Source organism: Cryobacterium sp. Y50, assembly GCF_002929805.1.
GTDB lineage: Bacteria > Actinomycetota > Actinomycetes > Actinomycetales > Microbacteriaceae > Cryobacterium.
In genome coordinates, this window is record NZ_PJJM01000094.1 from 73,711 (window position 1) to 89,603 (window position 15,893).

A 15,893-nucleotide genomic window follows, 5' to 3' on the forward strand; every position below is an offset into this window, starting at 1 on the left:
CAACAGAAGGGCCCGGCAGATGCGTCTGCCGGGCTTTTTCTGTGCCCTCACTAGACTGGTGGTTTGATCCTGAAACAGCCACATGAGAGGGCCGATCGGCGTGACCGTAGTGCAGCAGACCGCACCTGAACAACCCGAACTGGAGTATTCGGTGCGCCGCGCTCGCACGAGTGACGTTCCCGGCATCGAAGCGCTGGTCGAGCCGCTCGTACAGCAGCGCATTCTCCTCGGCAAGGACCGGGTCGTGTTCTACGAGGCGGTGCAGGAGTTTCGGGTCGCCGTCGACTCGTCCGGTACCCTGATCGGTTGCGGCGCGCTGCACGTCATGTGGGAAGACCTCGGCGAGGTGCGCACCCTGGCCGTCGACGCGACATGGCTTGGCCGCGGCGTCGGCTACACGATGATGCAACGCCTCGAAGCGGATGCCCAGGGCCTCGGCCTGAGCCGACTGTTCTGCCTCACCTTCGAGGTCGGCTTCTTCACCCGCAACGGCTTCAGCGACATGGGTACCGAAACCGTTGATCCGACCGTCTACGCCGAACTCGTGCGGTCGTCCGATGAGGGCGTCGCCGAGTTTCTCGACCTGGCTCGGGTGAAGCCGAACACGCTCGGCAACACCCGCATGGTGAAACGCCTGACTCGTTCCTGAACCGGCGGAATTCTGCGTGACCGGCCCGATCGTGGCTATCTGTGCTGCGTGGCGCCGATTTCAGCTGCGCATACGAGCAAAATGAGCGGAGTTTACCCCCCGGTCATGGGCCGTCACTAGGCTGCGAACTATTGCACCGACCGGCACCACATCACGGGAGCAAACCCCCGGGTGCAATGAGACCACCATCGTTCAATGAATGAGGAGATCCATGTCATCCGCCGTTCGCAGCCGCTCGAGGCTGGTTTTAGCCACACTTCTGGGGGTAAGCCTCGCGGCCGCTCCGATCATTGCCGTACCGGCCAGCGCCAATACCGCCGGCACCGGAGTCGTCATCAACGAGGCCTACTTCAACGGGGGCAGCTCGGGCGCGACCTATCTGAACAAGTTCGTCGAGCTGTACAACCCAACCGATGCCGACGTCTCGCTTGTCGGCACGTCGGTTCAGTATCGCTCGGCCACCGGAACGTCGAACCCGACCGGGGTCGTCGCCCTCACCGGCACCATTGCCGCCGGCGGCTACTACCTCGTACAGGGAAGCTCGAACGCCGCCAATGGCGCGGTACTGCCGACACCGGATGACTCCTTCGGCACCTCCTTTGCCGCTGGCTCCGGCACGATCTTCTTCGCCAACCAGTCCACGGCGCTGACCGCACCAGCCACGGGCTCGCTCACCGGGCAGGCCGAAATTCTGGACCTAATCGGCTACGGCAGCTCGAACACGTTTGAGGGAACGGTAGCAGCCAACGCATCCGTTACGACGTCGGTGAACCGCACTAACTTCTCTGACACCGACGTCAACGCCGCCGACTTCAGCTCGGGCGAGCCCACGCCGACGAACACGGCCGGCGAGACCGGCAGCCCGGTCGTACCAGACCCCGAACCGACTCCGGTACCCGACCAATTGACCGCGATCAACGCGATCCAAGGCACGACCGACGCGAGCCCGCTGGCCGGAACCGTCATCAAGACGTCGGGTGTCGTCACGGCCGCCTACCCGACCGGCGGCTTCGACGGGTTCTACCTGCAGACCGCTGGGACCGGTGGCGACGTTGACTTTGCAAGCCATACCGCATCGCATGGTGTTTTCGCGTACTCCAACTCGGCAACCGCGAACGTGCAGATCGGCGACCACGTACAGGTCGTGGGCACCGTCGTCGAATTCTTCGGCATGACCGAGGTGACCTTCGGCACCGTTGATGATGTCGTCCAACTCACCGACCCCGCTGTGTCGGTGACACCGGCTACGGTCTCGTTGCCCACCAGTATGCAACAGCGCGAAACCCTCGAGGGCATGCTGATCGCGCCCCAGGGCGACTTCACCGTCACCAACAACTACACGACCAACCAGTACGCCGAGATCGGCCTCGCCGCCGGAACGACACCCCTGGTGAACCCGACTGTGGCGGCACTGCCCGGCTCGGCCGAGTACACGGCGGCCATCGCGGCCAACGCCGCACGTGCAGTGACCCTCGATGACGGTGCGAGCACGAACTTCCTCTCCAGTACCAACCAGGGAACCCCGGTGCCGTACCTCACCGTCGCCGATCCCCTGCGCATCGGTGCGGCCGTGACCTTCAGCAAGCCCGTGATCTTCGACTACCGCAACGCCGCGTGGAAATTCCAGCCCACCGCGGCGCTGACCGCCGCAAACGCCGCCACGGTTCAACCGGCTACGTTCGCCAATACGCGAACGGATGCTCCCGAAGACGTGGGCGGGGACATCCGTCTCGCGAGCTTCAACGTCTTGAACTACTTCTCCACCGTCGGTGATTCCCTTTCCGGTTGCTCGTATTACAACGACCGGGCCGGGAACCCGATCACCGTGCGAAGCGGATGCGACGCCCGCGGCGCCGCGAACACCGTCAACTTCGAACGGCAGCAGGCCAAGATAGTCTCGGCCATCAACGCCCTCGACGCCGACGTTGTCTCGCTTGAGGAGATCGAGAACTCGGCCGCTTTCGGCAAGGACCGCGACGACGCCCTCGCCAACCTGGTAAACGCCCTCAACGTAGCGGTCGGCAGCACGGTCTGGGCTTTTGCGGCCTCTCCCACTGAGCTTCCCGCCAACGAAGACGTCATCCGCACCGCCTTCATCTACAAGGCCGGTACGGTCGAAACCGTGGGAGGATCCAAGATCCTCACCGGTTCCGCGGCCTTCAGCAACGCTCGCCAGCCACTCGCCCAGGCCTTCGCGCTGGTCGGTGACACGGACAGCTCGTTCCTCGCCATCGTCAACCACTTCAAGTCGAAGGGCTCAGGTACCGGCGTCGACGCCGACATGAATGACGGTCAGGGTGCCTCGAACGCCTCCCGGGTGAACCAGGCCATCGCCCTCGTTGACTTTGCCAGCGGGCTGAAAACCAGCACGGGCATCGACCGGGTGTTTCTCACGGGTGACTTCAATGCTTACGACCTGGAAGACCCGATCAGGGTGATCACCGACGCCGGGTATATCAACCAGGGTGCCAAGACTGGCGAGTACAGCTATGCCTTCGGCGGTACGGTCGGTTCGCTCGACCACGTGTTCGCTTCGCCCGAAGCGGATGCCACGGTGAACGACGTCGACATTTGGAACATCAACTCCGTTGAATCGGTGGCCCTTGAATACAGCCGCTATAACAACAACGTGACCGACTTCTACGTTGCCGACGCGTTCCGTTCCTCCGACCACGACCCGGTCGTGCTCGGACTCAACCTGGCCACGCCCACCGCGGTGGAGCTCAACCTGCTCAACATCAACGACTTCCACGGACGCATCGACGCCAACACCGTCAAGTTCGCCGGAACCGTCGAGCAGTTGCGGGCCGAGTACGGCGACGCGAACTCGCTGTTCCTCTCGGACGGTGACAACATCGGCGCGTCGCTCTTCGCGTCGGCGTCGCAGAACGATCAGCCCACCATTGACGTGCTCAACGCCCTCGGTCTCGCAGCCTCGGGCGTGGGCAACCACGAGTTCGATCAAGGCTTTTCCGACCTCACCGGTCGAGTGGCCGATGCTGCCAACTTCGACTATCTCGGGGCCAACGTCTACAACGTGGGAACAGAGACTCCCGCGATGCAGGAGTACGCCCTCCTCGACGTGGCGGGCATCACCGTGGGAGTGATCGGCGCAGTGACGGAGGAGACCCCCACCCTGGTCTCGCCCAATGGTATCGCCAGCCTCAGCTTCGGCGACCCCGTCGAAGCGGTCAACCGCGTTGCGGCCCAGCTCACCGACGGCGACCTGACGAACGGCGAAGCGGATGTCCTGATCGCTGAGTACCACGAGGGTGCCGGCGCTGGGACTCCCGACGGCGCAACGCTCGAGCAGGAACTCGCAGCCGGCGGGGCCTTCGCGAGCATCGTGAATGAGACCTCGGCCGAGGTCGATGCGATCTTCACTGGTCACACGCACAAGCAGTATGCGTGGGACGCCCAGGTACCCGGAGCGGCCACCGGCGTCACGCGCCCGGTGCTGCAGACGGGCAGCTACGGCGAGAACATCGGCCAAGTCGTGCTCAGCTATGACGTGGCCTCCGGCGACACCACCACGGTGAAGAACCGCAACGTGGCCCGCTCGATCGTTGCCGATGCCGACCTCGTGGCCGCGTACCCGCGCGTCACCGAGGTTCAGACCATCACCAATGCCGCGTTGGCCGAGGCCGCGATCCAGGGCAATGTGCCCGTGGGTTCGGTCACCGCCGACATCACTAGGGCGTGCCTCGGCGGAGTCGCGCCGTGCGCCGAAAACCGCATGGCGCCATCCGCTCTGGGGACGCTCGTGGCAAACTCGCTTCGCGCATCGCTGGCCGACCCCACCATCGGCGGCGCCCAGATCGGTGTCGTCAACCCCGGTGGGATGCGCGCAGACCTCTCGCTCGCACCCGATGGTGTCGTCACCTACGCCGAGGCGAACGGGGTGCTGCCATTCCTGAACAACCTCTGGACGACGAGTCTTACCGGCGCGCAGTTCAAGACTGTGCTCGAGCAGCAGTGGCAGACCAACGCCGATGGCACCATTCCCAGCCGTCCGTTTTTGCAACTCGGTCTGAGCGACAACGTGAACTACACGTTTAACGCGTCAAGAGATACCGGAAGCCGCATCACGGGCATCTGGATCGACGGCGCCCAGATCGATCCGGCGCAGTCCTACCGCATCGGTTCGTTCAACTTCCTGCTCACCGGAGGCGACAACTTCCGTGAGTTCAAGAACGGAACGAACACCCGTGATTCCGGCCTCGTCGACCGTGATGCCTGGATCTCCTACATCCAGGCCAACAGCCCGTTGTCACCGTCGTTCAAGGCCAACCAGGCTTCGATCACCGGCGCCCCCACGGCCGCAGTCAACCTGGGTGATACGATCACCTTCACGGTGGGCAGCCTCAATATCACCTCGCTCGGCGCCCCGAAGAACACCCAGCTCGCGCTGAGCTGGTCGGGCACCGACGTGGGTACGGCATCCGTTGATTCGACGGGCACGGCCACGGTCACCGTGACGGTGCCGGCCGACGCCGTGGAGAACAGCGTTCTCGAGATGACCGCGGTTGAATCGGGCACCATTGTGCGCCTCGCCATCGCGGTTGCCGTGAGCGCCGAACCGGGAGATGCGCCCACCGCAGCCCTGGAGAAGGAGCTCACCAAGAAGCTGCGGAACGCGATCGACACCGACCAAAACTCCTATCGGGCCGGTGACATGGTCGTTGTCGAGGTCGGAGTGCAGCACGCCGGAGAGTACGTGTCGGTGTGGGCCTATGACAAGAAAAAGGCCGCCAACCTCGGCGGCTGGTTACTCGTCAGCGCAGAGGGCACGGTGAGCGTCACGCTCGCCGACGGCCTCAAGCACGGCAAGTACAGCGTCTCCGCGCAGAATGCTAACGGTGACCTAATCGGCTGGACCGACGTCACTGTTGAACACGCCAAGAAGGCCCCGAAGCCGCCGAAACCAGGGCACCGCTAGGGCACGGTTATCGCAGGGGCCCGCTCGCACCGTTTCGGTTGCGGGCGAGCCCCTGCGTGTTCCGGCGGCAATTGCTGCCGACACGCACGCCATTGCCAGCTTCCGGCTCCGAACATCAATAACCTTGGGGCATGTCGTCGATCAAGCAACCGGTCGGCCGCCAGTCCAGCAAAGTCTACCGGCGCCGACGTTTCGTAGTGGGGCTCGGCGTGCTTGCCGTGCTCGTGATCCTCTTTCTTATCATCGTGCAACCGGGGGTGAGCAAGAGCGACGCCGACTCCCCGAAAAAGCCAGGCGCAGCCACGACCGAGACGGCCACACCAACGGATGCCGCCACCGCCATTCCCGAGGTCACCACCGCCGTCGATGGCTCGGCCTGCGACCCGTCCGCGGTTGCGGTCGCGGCCATCACCGACGCCACGAATTACGCGACCGGCGTGTTGCCGCAGCTGTCGCTGAGTCTGACCAACATTGGCACCACTGCTTGCGTTATCAACGCCGGCAACGCCCAGCAGGTGTTCACCGTGATGAGTGGTGAAGACGTCTATTGGACCTCGACCGATTGCCAGACTAATCCGATCGACGCCGAGGTGACACTCAAGCCCGGTGTGGTCATGCCGCTCGCAACCCCGATCAGCTGGGATCGCACCCGCTCGGCCGTTGACACCTGCCAGACCGAGACCCGCACCGCGGTTCCGGCCGGCGGGGCGTCATACTACCTGCACGTGACCGTGGACGGCATCGAAGCGGCCGACCCGGCGTTGATGATTCTGAACTAGGAGTCGGCGGAACAGTACGTAACGCCGGAAGGACTGCGCCACGTCGTCCCCACTGCTTCAAGGTGACCCGGGGTTTCCGGCGCAGCGTTCCGAAGGCCGCGCCGCACCGGGCCGAGCGTGGGGCGGGTATCCGTTCGCTCGTGGCATGCGCTGCCAGCTGGGCGTGTTCGGCTGTGCCTGATTGAATGAATGGGTGACCGATACGACTGCCAACACCCGTTCCGAGGCGCTCGCCGCCGCTCTGGCGGCGCAAGACGTCGTCGCTGTCGCCTATGCGCTGCGCAACGATTACATGATCGTGCCGCAACTCGTCGTCAACGGGGAGGCAGCGCAGGTGCGGGTCTTCGGCCGCGAAGGCTCCGACAAGCGGATGCTGCTGCTCTTCTCGGCCGCCGACAACTACGCGCGTGTGGTGCCCGACGATCCGAATCCGCGGGTCATGGTCTGCGACGGCCAGTGGCTGCGGGAATTTCTCACCGTGCATGCCGCTACCCTGGAAATGGTGTTCTTCGACATCGCCGGGCCGAACGTGATGCAGGCCGCTCCGGCCGATCTGCTCAAGGCGCTGAGCCCCGAACTCGGCCAGAGCGACGCCGACTGAGGCCTCGCCCGGGCACGCGGCAGCGCATCAGGCAGGCGTCAGTTGAACCGCCTGGTGTTCAGGCGCAAGCACAGCGCACCGAGCCTGCACCCTCTTTTCGGGCAGCGCTCATCTACGGTCGCGTATGGGCGGGGTGGTTGGCCGAGTCTAGAACGCCCGATCGAGTTCGGCGTCGCGTGGGCTGCGGCTGGTTCCGAGCGCGAGAGCAACCGCCGCGTGGATCGACCCGCAGGCGGCGTCGATTTGGGTGGTGAACCCGAGGCGCACGGCTTCGTTCACGCGTTGCTTCGACATGAGCGCCCCGCGCACTTCGCCCGCGAGGCTGATCTCACCGAAGGCAACCACATTGTGAGCGACTGCGAGTCCGGTGAACGCCGACGCGATGGCTAGCGCAATCGCGAGGTCGGCGGCCGGTTCGGTGAGACGGATTCCGCCGACCGTCGACACGTAGACATCCTTGGTGGAGAGCTTCATGCCGGCGCGCTCCTGCAGCACGGCGAGCAACATGGCGACGCGGGCTGAGTCGACGCCGCTCGTGACCCGACGTGGGTTCGGCGCCTGAGTGTCGGTTACAAGCGCCTGCACCTCGACCGGCATGGCCCGTCGGCCCTCCAACGCGACGGTCACGCAGGTGCCGTCGACCGGATCGGTGGCCCGACTGAGGAACAGGCCGCTCGGATCGGGCACCTCTGCGATGCCGTCGCCGGTCATTTCGAAGCAGCCGACCTCGTCGGTGGGCCCAAATCGGTTCTTGAGCGCGCGAATGAACCGCAGCGAGGTCTGTCGGTCGCCCTCGAACTGGCAGACCACGTCGACCAGATGCTCAAGCACGCGTGGCCCCGCAATCGAGCCGTCCTTGGTGACGTGACCGACGAGCAGCACCGGAAGGTTGCGGTCTTTCGCCACCCGAATGAGAGTGGATGCGACTTCCCGCACCTGGCTGGGCATGCCCGGTGAGCCGTCGGAAAGTGCGCTCGAGACGGTTTGCACCGAGTCAATTATGATGAGTTCGGGCTTCACCGCGTCGATCTGGCCGAGGATGACCCCGAGGTCGGTTTCGGCCGCGATATAGAGCTCGGGTTCGAGTGCATTGGTGCGTTCGGCGCGCAGCCGCACCTGGCTCACCGATTCTTCGGCGCTGACGTAGAGCACGCGGCTCTTGGCAGCGGCGGCTTTCGACGCGACCTCGAGCAGCAGCGTGGACTTGCCGACGCCGGGCTCACCGCTGAGCAGAATCACCGAGCCGGGCACGATGCCGCCGCCGAGCACCCGGTCGAACTCGTTGATTCCGGTCGGCCAGTGAGCGGCGGCATCGGTTTCAACGTGGGTGATGGGACGGGCGACACCATCGCCGACGAGCGTGATCGCCTTGAGCTTACGAGTGCTGCCAGCGGTCTGGCCGGCATCGACGACGGTGCCCCACTGCTGGCATTCGCCGCAGCGGCCCGCCCATTTCAGGGTGGTCCAGCCGCACTCGGAGCAGCGGAAAGAAGATACGGATTTTGCCATATTTTGAGCCTAGCCGCGGCCACCGACAGTCGACTCTGCGCGGGACGCTGGCTCTAGTCAGCGTCCTGGTGCCGCGGGTCGGCGGCCGATAACCGGTGGGCGGCATTGGCGCTGACCGCCGGGAGGAACGCCTCGGCCCAGGAGCGGTAACCGCGGTCGTTGGGGTGGAACAGATCCTTGGCGACGTGGGTCAGAATGCTGCGAAAGCCGGCCCGTTTGGTCGTAGAGTGCAGCGGAACCACCGCCAGTTCGTGCTCGGCGGCAACGCGGCGAATGATCTCGTTGGCAACGGCGACTTTGACCTCGTTGTGCGGCAGATGAAAGCAGGGCAGGTCGGCGACGAGGGCATGCGGCGGCAGTGCGGCGAACACTGTTCGGATGCCGGCTTCAAACGCCACGGAGTTCCACAGGGCGATATCGTTGGCGCCGATCGCGACCGTAACGAGGTCGGCCTCCAGCTTGGCGAAGCGGGGAAGCTGGTCGCGTACGGCCAAAGCCACGGTTGCGCCTGAAACGCTGAGATTGACAACGCGTACCGTCTGGCCGGTCGCCAGGCGCACGTGATCGGCGAGCACGCCGACGTAGCTCTTGTTCGGGCTCGACGCCCCGATACCCTGGGCGGCACTGTCGCCGATCGCGACGTAGAGCAGCTCGCCCGACTGCTTTGCGTGGTCACGCCACCAGGCTGAGTGTCCCGGCAGGGTCTCGTTGAGAATGGCCCTCTGCTGTTCCAAGTCGCGGCGCCACCAGGTCGTGGCCAGCACGATGCCGCCCGCGAATACAGCGACGGCGGTAGCCATGGCAGAGCGGATGCGTTGGGTCGGTGAGGTCACCCGCTGAGGCTACTCCGCGGCATCCGTGTGTCTGCTGCATGTTTGCCGATTCGCGTCGGACCTCAGTCTCTACTAAGATCGACGGCGGTACCGTGTCCGAGCGGCCGAAGGTGCGACTCTCGAAAAGTCGTGTGGGGGAGACTCCACCGTGGGTTCAAATCCCACCGGTACCGCCACGAAAAACCCCCTACATCCCAGTGTTTCACTGGGGAGTAGGGGGTTTCGTTTTGCCCGGATGGTCGTTTTGCCCACATTTTGCCCACACTTCAAAAAGTTTTGGACATAGAAAACACTCTGCATCGTGATCACAAGGAGGTTTCGGGCCGGTCCAGTTCGCGTCGATTGCGCCAGTGAATGCTCGAGAATTCGGTTTCTTTCGGCATCCCGGATCGGCAGAGCGGTCGTTCCCCGCGTTGCTGGTGAGCTGGTTGAAACTAGACGGAAGTCGAACCAAACGTCGTCGTGGAACGCGTGCGCGCTTCGTCGAGGGCGTTGCCGACGCGATCCAGGTCATCGTCGAAGAGGTCGGCATAGGTATCCAGTGTCATCGCGGCGGACGAGTGCCCCAACATTCGCTGAACGGCTTTCACGTTTGCGCCGGCCGAAATCGCCAGACTTGCCGCCGTGTGCCGGAGGTCATGACGGGTGATCGACGGAAAATTGGGATCGTCGATCTGACACTTCTTGAGCGCCGCCATCCACCAGCCGCGGCGGCTATCTGGCGGTCGAACGAACGCGATGCCAGTGCCGAAGACCAGGCTGTTTGCCGCTTTGCCGGTACATAATTCCTTCAGTGGGGCCGAGAGAAATCCTGGAAAGGGGACGCTGCGGGACTCGTGCGACTTGGGTGTGCCGAGCACGAAGGCCCCGCCCACACCCACAGCATTCAGATGCACGTTTGCTCGTCGGCGGGTAAAGTCGAGGTCTTTGACTCGAAGTGCTGTCATCTCACCCCAGCGGAGGCCGGTATACGCGAGGAATTCGACCATTGTGCTGTTCCTTGGACAGTGGCTGGCCAAGAGAGCAACCTGTTGGTGGGATAGGTAAATATGTTCCTTGCCCACTTTTCGAGGGAGCTTCACGCCGCGCGCAGCGTTGGACAGCACGCGGCGGTCACGTACCGCTACGTCGAGGATCGAGGCCAAGACTCCATAGGCGCGCAGCACAGATGTAGGGCTCATCTTTCGCACGAGATGCATATCCGTGACCCACGTTTGCACGTCGCTGTAGCGCACGTCTGCGACCGGTATTGCCGCCCACCGCGGCGCTACGTGCAGGCGCCAAGCAATTTCAAGAGGCCGAGCAGAAGATGCCTTCAGATGACCCCGGTGCGTCAGCCAATCGTCACCCAGCCGCCCAATTGTGATGCGCCCGGTCGAGACGTCGACAAACTCGCCACGCGACTTCGATACCTCCGTCGACGCGAGAAAACGCTCAGCCTCAAGTTTGGTTCTGAAGCCTCGCTTATCGGTTTGCGAACGATCAGGTTTGCGATACCGCACACGGTAACGCTTGCCGGAGGCTGTCTCGTACGCCGAAATCGTTCCCATGACCTCACCTCGGGATCCTCAATGATCGTGATTCTAGACTCACTCTCCTCGCACCCACCGACATCTCGATGGTGCGCTTAGCCGCCCCAACCTTCGAGGTCCCAGCCGGCAGTCATTCGGCCCGGACTTATCGGTCTACTTGACCCATCCTTCGAGGTCCCAGCCCGCGTCGGTGAGATAGCTGCTGATCTGGTCGATGCGCCGGTTTGCCTCGGCAAGTCGTTCCTGGGTGGTGTCCCAGATCGCAGGACCGGTGTTGACCTCGCCGGGCGGGGTAAGTTCTGCCTCGATGACCATGTTGGTGGTGAGACGGTGGCGCTCGCGCAGGCTGGCGAGGAGTTCGCGCATGGCCTCGAGTTGGGAGCGTTCGGTGCGTTCGGTGAGGTCACGCCACCGGTAGGTGCCATTCGTTTCCCCGGAGATCCAGGCATCGAATTCAGCGACGGTCATGCCCGCGAAGGTATCGCTGAGGTTGACCAGGTCGAGCGGGTCCTGTGGGCGTCCGATCGGTGCCAGGAGAAAGACCGGTGGAACTCGTAGGGCGTGGGAGATGTTCAGGAGCTGACTGACCGAGAGGTCCTGTTTGCGGCCGGCCTCGAGATTTTGCAGGATCGCCTCGGTGACGTTGCCGCCGGGCATGAGGTCGGCGAGGTCCTTGGCGGAGCGGATGCCGTGCCGTTTCCGGATGGCTTGGATCCGCTCGCCAATTCCGGACTGCCTCACAAAACCTGTCATGTCGACACCGTACAGGGATTGACCCTTGTCAAACAGTCAGAAGCGTTTTATTGTGATCGCAACACGAGATAATAAGTGTCTCGTGTCAACGAAGGGAAATAGTGATGAGTGAAGAATTCGTTCTCCCGATTGTCGCGGCGGAACTGACCGGTCTGACTGTCGGCGGCCTGGCTCAGCTGCGCTATAACGGCCGCGGTCCCCGGTTCTACAAGCCGACCCCGAAGAAGGTTCTCTATAAGAGGTCCGAGATCATCGCCTGGGTCGAGGCGAGCGCCCAAGTGCAGACCGGCGAACCCGCCCTCGTGGCACGGTGAGGCCGCTCTTCCTGCTGCCAGCGCCAAAAAGGCGGGCCGGTGGCAGGCCAAAGGAAAAGCCCCGGGTTGCACCCCGGGGCAGAGATCGAACACCCGCAAAGGATCTGATCTATGACCAGAGTACTGAAATTCTGCCAACTCGCAACGCTTCGCACCCGACCTGGTGGGTGAAAGCGCTGTGGGCCTCTATGCGGCGAAGGGTGCCGTTCTCGTGGCTGCACGATTGGGTCTGGGGCACGCGGCGACCCGTCTGCTGCTGCACATGGCGCTGGAAAGCTGGGACGACACCGACAACCCCGGCAATCAACCGCCACGCCGGTACTTCGCATCCCGCGAATCATCGGCGATCGCCCTGGGCTATCTGGCTCCTGACAACGGATCAGAGTCTGCATATCACTCGGTCAAACGGGCGATTGCAGAACTCGTCGCCAGCGGCGCTATCGAGAGAGTCAGCTCAGGCCATCGGGGCCACAACGCCGAGTTCAATCTGCTCGTCGATAGCAGAAAACCGGGCGGTCACCGAGGGTATGAAACTAACGTCATTCCGATGCTTCGGCGCGGAAGTTTGGGGGCCGGTGAACGGCCCCCGTAGGGGGCCGTTTAGCGTACCGATAGGGGGCCAGATCTGGCCCTATAGGGGGGCCGCTGACCGGCCCCCCTAACAGTACTAACAGGACAAACAAAATATTAACAGTACGCGCGCGCGAAAAACGCCTGTGGATAACTTGCCAAATACGCCGCCCGATTGACACTCGATCGCAGCCACAAATGGCTCGATGCGACACCGCGTAAAACACAATTTGTGACCTGTCCGGCCGATCAGCGTAGCTCGCTGCGCGCCTACCGTTCCCAGAATCTCAAACGCGGTCGCAGGCTCCCTCACTTCGCCTGAGATTCCGGGCACCAGCGGCGCTCCCGCTCGCTATCGATTTCTCTCGCCGGAAGGCACAAAAAACAGTTGGTCGAAGAACCCAAGGCCAACGACATCCCATAGCAAGTCAGCGAACCACCCATCGAAGGAGAAGAACTCATGACCACACGCACCATCATCGGCAACCTGGCTCTCGACCCCGAGGTCGTCACAGCAGGCAGCATCCAAATCACCAAACTGCGCGTCATCGAAAACACCGGCGAATACCGCGGCGGCAAATGGCTCGCCCACGACGCCGCAACCACGCACTTCGTGGAAGCCAAGTTCGAGCTCGGCCAGAACGTCGCCGCCACTCTGCACAAGGGCGACCCCGTCATCGTCGTCGGTCGCGAGCACACCGACAGCTGGGGCGACGATCAGGCACGCCAATACGGACGGGTCATTGACGCCGACAACGTCGGACCCGACCTCAACCGGGCCGTCGCCACCGTGCGCCGCAACTCCAAGCCCGACACCGAATAGGCATCTCGGGTGGGCCGCACACATCTTGAAAGGAGCACCACAATGAACGACCACGACAGCGAGCTGATCACCCGGGCGAACGAGCTGGCTGACACCGCACGCAGCCTGGCACACGCGACGCGCGCGATCGACCGGCCCTACGACTCATACCTGCTGCTCGGATGCCTGACGGCCACCCAACGCTCCCTCGGCCAGGTTTACGACCAGCTCGCGAATTGGCACAGCAATGTCGTCGATGGCGTCGAGTACAACGGTGAAGACGGTTGCGGCGCCGGCTGCGCACCCGGAGTCGCCCGTGCCGAACTCGGCCTCCGAGATGCCGCCCAATTCGCCGGCATCGTCGAAGATGCCCTCCTGCAAGCCCACAACGCCAACAGCGTCGTCCGCTGGTTCGACAAATCTAAGAATGCCGCCGGAGCTAGTGCCTGACTCGAAGGTGTGTAGTGGCCCATTTCTCAGGTCGTCTGAGTGCAACTGCATGAGACGGGGTTTATGAAGTGGGCGCCGCCTCAGGACCAAAGTCCATGTCGAGTGGTTGGCTCACGTAGAGATCATTAAATATCTCTGGTTCCCCCTCTGACCACGGCCAATTTGAAGCCCCGTGACGACGAAAGAACAGAAATGATCGGTCAGCGAGAAACAAGCTGCGGTTCGGGCGGCTGTAGGTCAAGACGAGAGGGTTGACGCCAATCTTGACTTGGAGTTTATCGATGCGATCGAGTGCCTGCGTTAAGTCGGAAGCTCGAATCGCTTCGCCGCCACTTTGCACGAGGATGCGCTGCAGCAGAATCGCAGAGTCGAGCCCGTCTGTCAGTTCAGGATCTGTCGCGTCGGTCGACGCTTGGAGGAGATGCCTGTAGACCTCCAGCCCTTCTGGCAATCTGCGCATTCCCCGGACAAAGTTGTCTGCGAAAGTTTGGAATCTACCTTGCATCTGGGCTGCCACCGCAGATCGAGCCAACAAATAGCTAGCCCCAGCCGCAACATGCCGACGCCGCCCTGGCACGGTCGCAAATATCGACTCTGCAATACAGACTTGTTCCGCGAGGCGTTGCAGGAGGCCGACACTGCCCGAGGCCTCCCGCACTATTTCATCCGAAAGGATTTTGTCGAACTCAATATTCAGGGCGGTCGCGCCTTGACTTAGAACGCTCGCCAGTTCGATATCAGCCCAAGTGAGCTTGATGTCTTCTATGCGCCCATCGAGATCACCGTTGAAATATGACAACATGTGATCCTGCGGCCAGACGCCAACCACAACCACAACCACAAACAAGCCGTATTCCCCCATCGCCTTGAACAGGAATGCGAGTTCACGCTGCACGTCCTCGCTCAAGTAATGGAAATCCTCGAGCACAAGTCGCTTCTTTGACGCGGCGATTGTCGTCGACACCCAGAGGAGGTCGGCGGCAGTTCGCCCAATAGGTGCAAGTTCAGTCGTGGTGCTGGTGGACACCGATCCTCCGAGAGATCCATCGACCTTGAGCTTCGCGAGAATCTTTCCGAGTTCCGCAGCTGCGGAGAAATCAAGAGTGCCTCCAATGTCGCGCGTCTTCGACATGGTCAAGGTCGCGTTTACGCCAAGTCGACCCAAGGCCTCTTGTAGAAGCGAGGCCGCCGACGAGGCCGGAGTGCACTGAACGAGCAAGGATGAGCTGTCGGGAAGTCGTTTAGTTCGCAGCCATGACTTGCCCTGTTTGCTACCGCCGTGAACTGCGACATGCTTGTCAGCGTTTAATGCGCGGGTGAACGTGGCGTCCAAACCGCCGCGGTCGACGTATGACTGACTGTCGACATGCGCACTAATTCCGAAGACCTCGCTCAAAAGAACCATGAGCAAATCCTAGGCCGGGTTAGGGAGCGGGGGAGGACAGCCCGCCAGGAAGCGCCAAAGCACTTCCTCTGCTGGCTTGATAGCAGACCGTACGTCTGGACTGGCGATACCAGGAAACACCCTCTGTCTGGGGTCATGTGGCGCGATTCGTGTCGGAGTGTTTTGGTCGTTCCTGATATCCCTACCGTTGAGCTGAAGTGCGCTGCATCGTCTGAGACATTGAGAAGATAGACACACGCTTGACCAGTTCACGGGCACCCCCGGTAGTGGTGACATGCGAGTAGTCAGTCTTGATTACAAGCGATGCAAGGGTGCTCGCCTATTCGTTTACCTATTCACTGGTAGCGAATAGGTAAACGAATAAGTAGGGGGTCTCTTTCCCTGTCCCACCGCCACCCCCTCGCTGCGCTTACTTCCCAACCTCCCACACCCATCGTTCCTCAGTGTGTAGGAGGTTGGGAAGTAAAGGGGAGGTGGTGGGACAGGGAAAGAGAAGAAAAAAAAAGAAGGAAAAAACAGAAGTACAAAAACAAAAAAGAAAAAAACTGAAAAGAAAAAAGAGAAAGACCAAGAACAAAAGACAGAGAAGAAATGAGAAAAGGTGAGAAAAGGGAACAGGAAAAGATAGCGAGGGCGGGCCGAAGATGTGGGAGCTGACGGCAGAAAAATAGAAGGCAATCGGGTAAGAAAAAGTGACGAGCAGACGCGATAACGCCGTCGAGGTGAAATCGATGATGTGCGGTGTGGCATGCGGGGC

At 62.3% G+C, this 15,893-nt stretch carries 13 protein-coding genes and 1 tRNA gene; 9 read left to right on the forward strand and 5 right to left on the reverse strand.

Annotated elements, in window-relative coordinates:
• Positions 1 to 82 precede the first annotated feature (82 nt).
• The 4 genes from CXY73_RS12390 to CXY73_RS12405 all read left to right on the forward strand — a co-directional run bounded on the left by CXY73_RS12390 (position 83) and on the right by CXY73_RS12405 (position 6,968).
• The gene (locus tag CXY73_RS12390) at positions 83 to 649 is read left to right on the forward strand and encodes an amino-acid N-acetyltransferase (RefSeq protein ID WP_104136116.1); all 567 of its coding nucleotides are present in this window, start codon (positions 83 to 85) and stop codon (positions 647 to 649) included.
• Positions 650 to 860: 211 nt separating this feature from the next.
• On the forward strand, positions 861 to 5,588 hold the full coding sequence (locus CXY73_RS12395; RefSeq protein ID WP_104177873.1) for an ExeM/NucH family extracellular endonuclease: 4,728 nt from the start codon (positions 861 to 863) through the stop codon (positions 5,586 to 5,588).
• Between the two features lie 131 nt (positions 5,589 to 5,719).
• The gene (locus CXY73_RS12400; RefSeq protein ID WP_104136111.1) at positions 5,720 to 6,367 is read left to right on the forward strand and encodes a hypothetical protein; all 648 of its coding nucleotides are present in this window, start codon (positions 5,720 to 5,722) and stop codon (positions 6,365 to 6,367) included.
• A gap of 193 nt (positions 6,368 to 6,560) precedes the next feature.
• On the forward strand, positions 6,561 to 6,968 hold the full coding sequence (locus CXY73_RS12405; protein WP_199185351.1) for a dehydrogenase: 408 nt from the start codon (positions 6,561 to 6,563) through the stop codon (positions 6,966 to 6,968).
• A 147-nt stretch (positions 6,969 to 7,115) separates the two neighbouring features.
• Here the strand turns inward: CXY73_RS12405 and radA are convergent, their stop codons facing one another.
• A complete protein-coding gene (gene radA, locus CXY73_RS12410; RefSeq protein ID WP_104136105.1) occupies positions 7,116 to 8,477 on the reverse strand; it encodes a DNA repair protein RadA in 1,362 nt (453 codons plus the stop codon).
• A gap of 53 nt (positions 8,478 to 8,530) precedes the next feature.
• Positions 8,531 to 9,310 (reverse strand): SGNH/GDSL hydrolase family protein, encoded by a 780-nt coding sequence (locus CXY73_RS12415; RefSeq protein ID WP_233198303.1) that lies wholly within the window; start codon positions 9,308 to 9,310, stop codon positions 8,531 to 8,533.
• Between the two features lie 86 nt (positions 9,311 to 9,396).
• Between CXY73_RS12415 and CXY73_RS12420 the strand changes: the two genes are divergently transcribed.
• A tRNA-Ser gene (locus CXY73_RS12420) sits at positions 9,397 to 9,486 on the forward strand.
• A 258-nt stretch (positions 9,487 to 9,744) separates the two neighbouring features.
• On the opposite strand, the gene CXY73_RS22825 is transcribed toward CXY73_RS12420, so the two are convergent.
• Both CXY73_RS22825 and CXY73_RS12430 read right to left on the reverse strand, forming a co-directional pair.
• Complete coding sequence (locus CXY73_RS22825; RefSeq protein ID WP_233198304.1) at positions 9,745 to 10,455, reverse strand: site-specific integrase; 711 nt, start codon at positions 10,453 to 10,455, stop codon at positions 9,745 to 9,747.
• Between the two features lie 540 nt (positions 10,456 to 10,995).
• Complete coding sequence (locus CXY73_RS12430) at positions 10,996 to 11,595, reverse strand: helix-turn-helix domain-containing protein (RefSeq protein WP_104177876.1); 600 nt, start codon at positions 11,593 to 11,595, stop codon at positions 10,996 to 10,998.
• A 104-nt stretch (positions 11,596 to 11,699) separates the two neighbouring features.
• Here CXY73_RS12430 and CXY73_RS12435 point away from each other — a divergent pair, with 104 nt between their 5' ends.
• The 4 genes from CXY73_RS12435 (at position 11,700) to CXY73_RS12450 (ending at position 13,731) form a co-directional block, all read left to right on the forward strand.
• The gene (locus CXY73_RS12435; protein WP_104177877.1) at positions 11,700 to 11,909 is read left to right on the forward strand and encodes an AlpA family transcriptional regulator; all 210 of its coding nucleotides are present in this window, start codon (positions 11,700 to 11,702) and stop codon (positions 11,907 to 11,909) included.
• A gap of 163 nt (positions 11,910 to 12,072) precedes the next feature.
• Entirely contained in the window at positions 12,073 to 12,501 is a 429-nt protein-coding gene (locus CXY73_RS12440; RefSeq protein ID WP_146071745.1) for a hypothetical protein, read from the forward strand.
• A gap of 438 nt (positions 12,502 to 12,939) precedes the next feature.
• On the forward strand, positions 12,940 to 13,302 hold the full coding sequence (locus tag CXY73_RS12445) for a single-stranded DNA-binding protein (RefSeq protein ID WP_104177879.1): 363 nt from the start codon (positions 12,940 to 12,942) through the stop codon (positions 13,300 to 13,302).
• Positions 13,303 to 13,344: 42 nt separating this feature from the next.
• On the forward strand, positions 13,345 to 13,731 hold the full coding sequence (locus tag CXY73_RS12450) for a hypothetical protein (protein WP_104177880.1): 387 nt from the start codon (positions 13,345 to 13,347) through the stop codon (positions 13,729 to 13,731).
• A gap of 61 nt (positions 13,732 to 13,792) precedes the next feature.
• Here the strand turns inward: CXY73_RS12450 and CXY73_RS12455 are convergent, their stop codons facing one another.
• Complete coding sequence (locus CXY73_RS12455) at positions 13,793 to 15,136, reverse strand: hypothetical protein (RefSeq protein ID WP_104177881.1); 1,344 nt, start codon at positions 15,134 to 15,136, stop codon at positions 13,793 to 13,795.
• Positions 15,137 to 15,893: the final 757 nt, after the last annotated feature.

Excerpts from the sequence above, each read along its gene's own strand:
- CXY73_RS12395 (WP_104177873.1), top strand. The coding sequence starts at position 861 with ATGTCATCCGCCGTTCGCAGCCGCTCGAGGCTGGTTTTAGCCACACTT.
- CXY73_RS12400 (WP_104136111.1), top strand. The coding sequence starts at position 5,720 with ATGTCGTCGATCAAGCAACCGGTCGGCCGCCAGTCCAGCAAAGTCTAC.
- CXY73_RS12435 (WP_104177877.1), top strand. The coding sequence starts at position 11,700 with ATGAGTGAAGAATTCGTTCTCCCGATTGTCGCGGCGGAACTGACCGGT.
- CXY73_RS12390 (WP_104136116.1), top strand. The coding sequence starts at position 83 with ATGAGAGGGCCGATCGGCGTGACCGTAGTGCAGCAGACCGCACCTGAA.
- CXY73_RS12430 (WP_104177876.1), bottom strand. The coding sequence starts at position 11,595 with ATGACAGGTTTTGTGAGGCAGTCCGGAATTGGCGAGCGGATCCAAGCC.
- CXY73_RS12450 (WP_104177880.1), top strand. The coding sequence starts at position 13,345 with ATGAACGACCACGACAGCGAGCTGATCACCCGGGCGAACGAGCTGGCT.
- CXY73_RS12455 (WP_104177881.1), bottom strand. The coding sequence starts at position 15,136 with ATGGTTCTTTTGAGCGAGGTCTTCGGAATTAGTGCGCATGTCGACAGT.
- radA (WP_104136105.1), bottom strand. The coding sequence starts at position 8,477 with ATGGCAAAATCCGTATCTTCTTTCCGCTGCTCCGAGTGCGGCTGGACC.
- CXY73_RS12445 (WP_104177879.1), top strand. The coding sequence starts at position 12,940 with ATGACCACACGCACCATCATCGGCAACCTGGCTCTCGACCCCGAGGTC.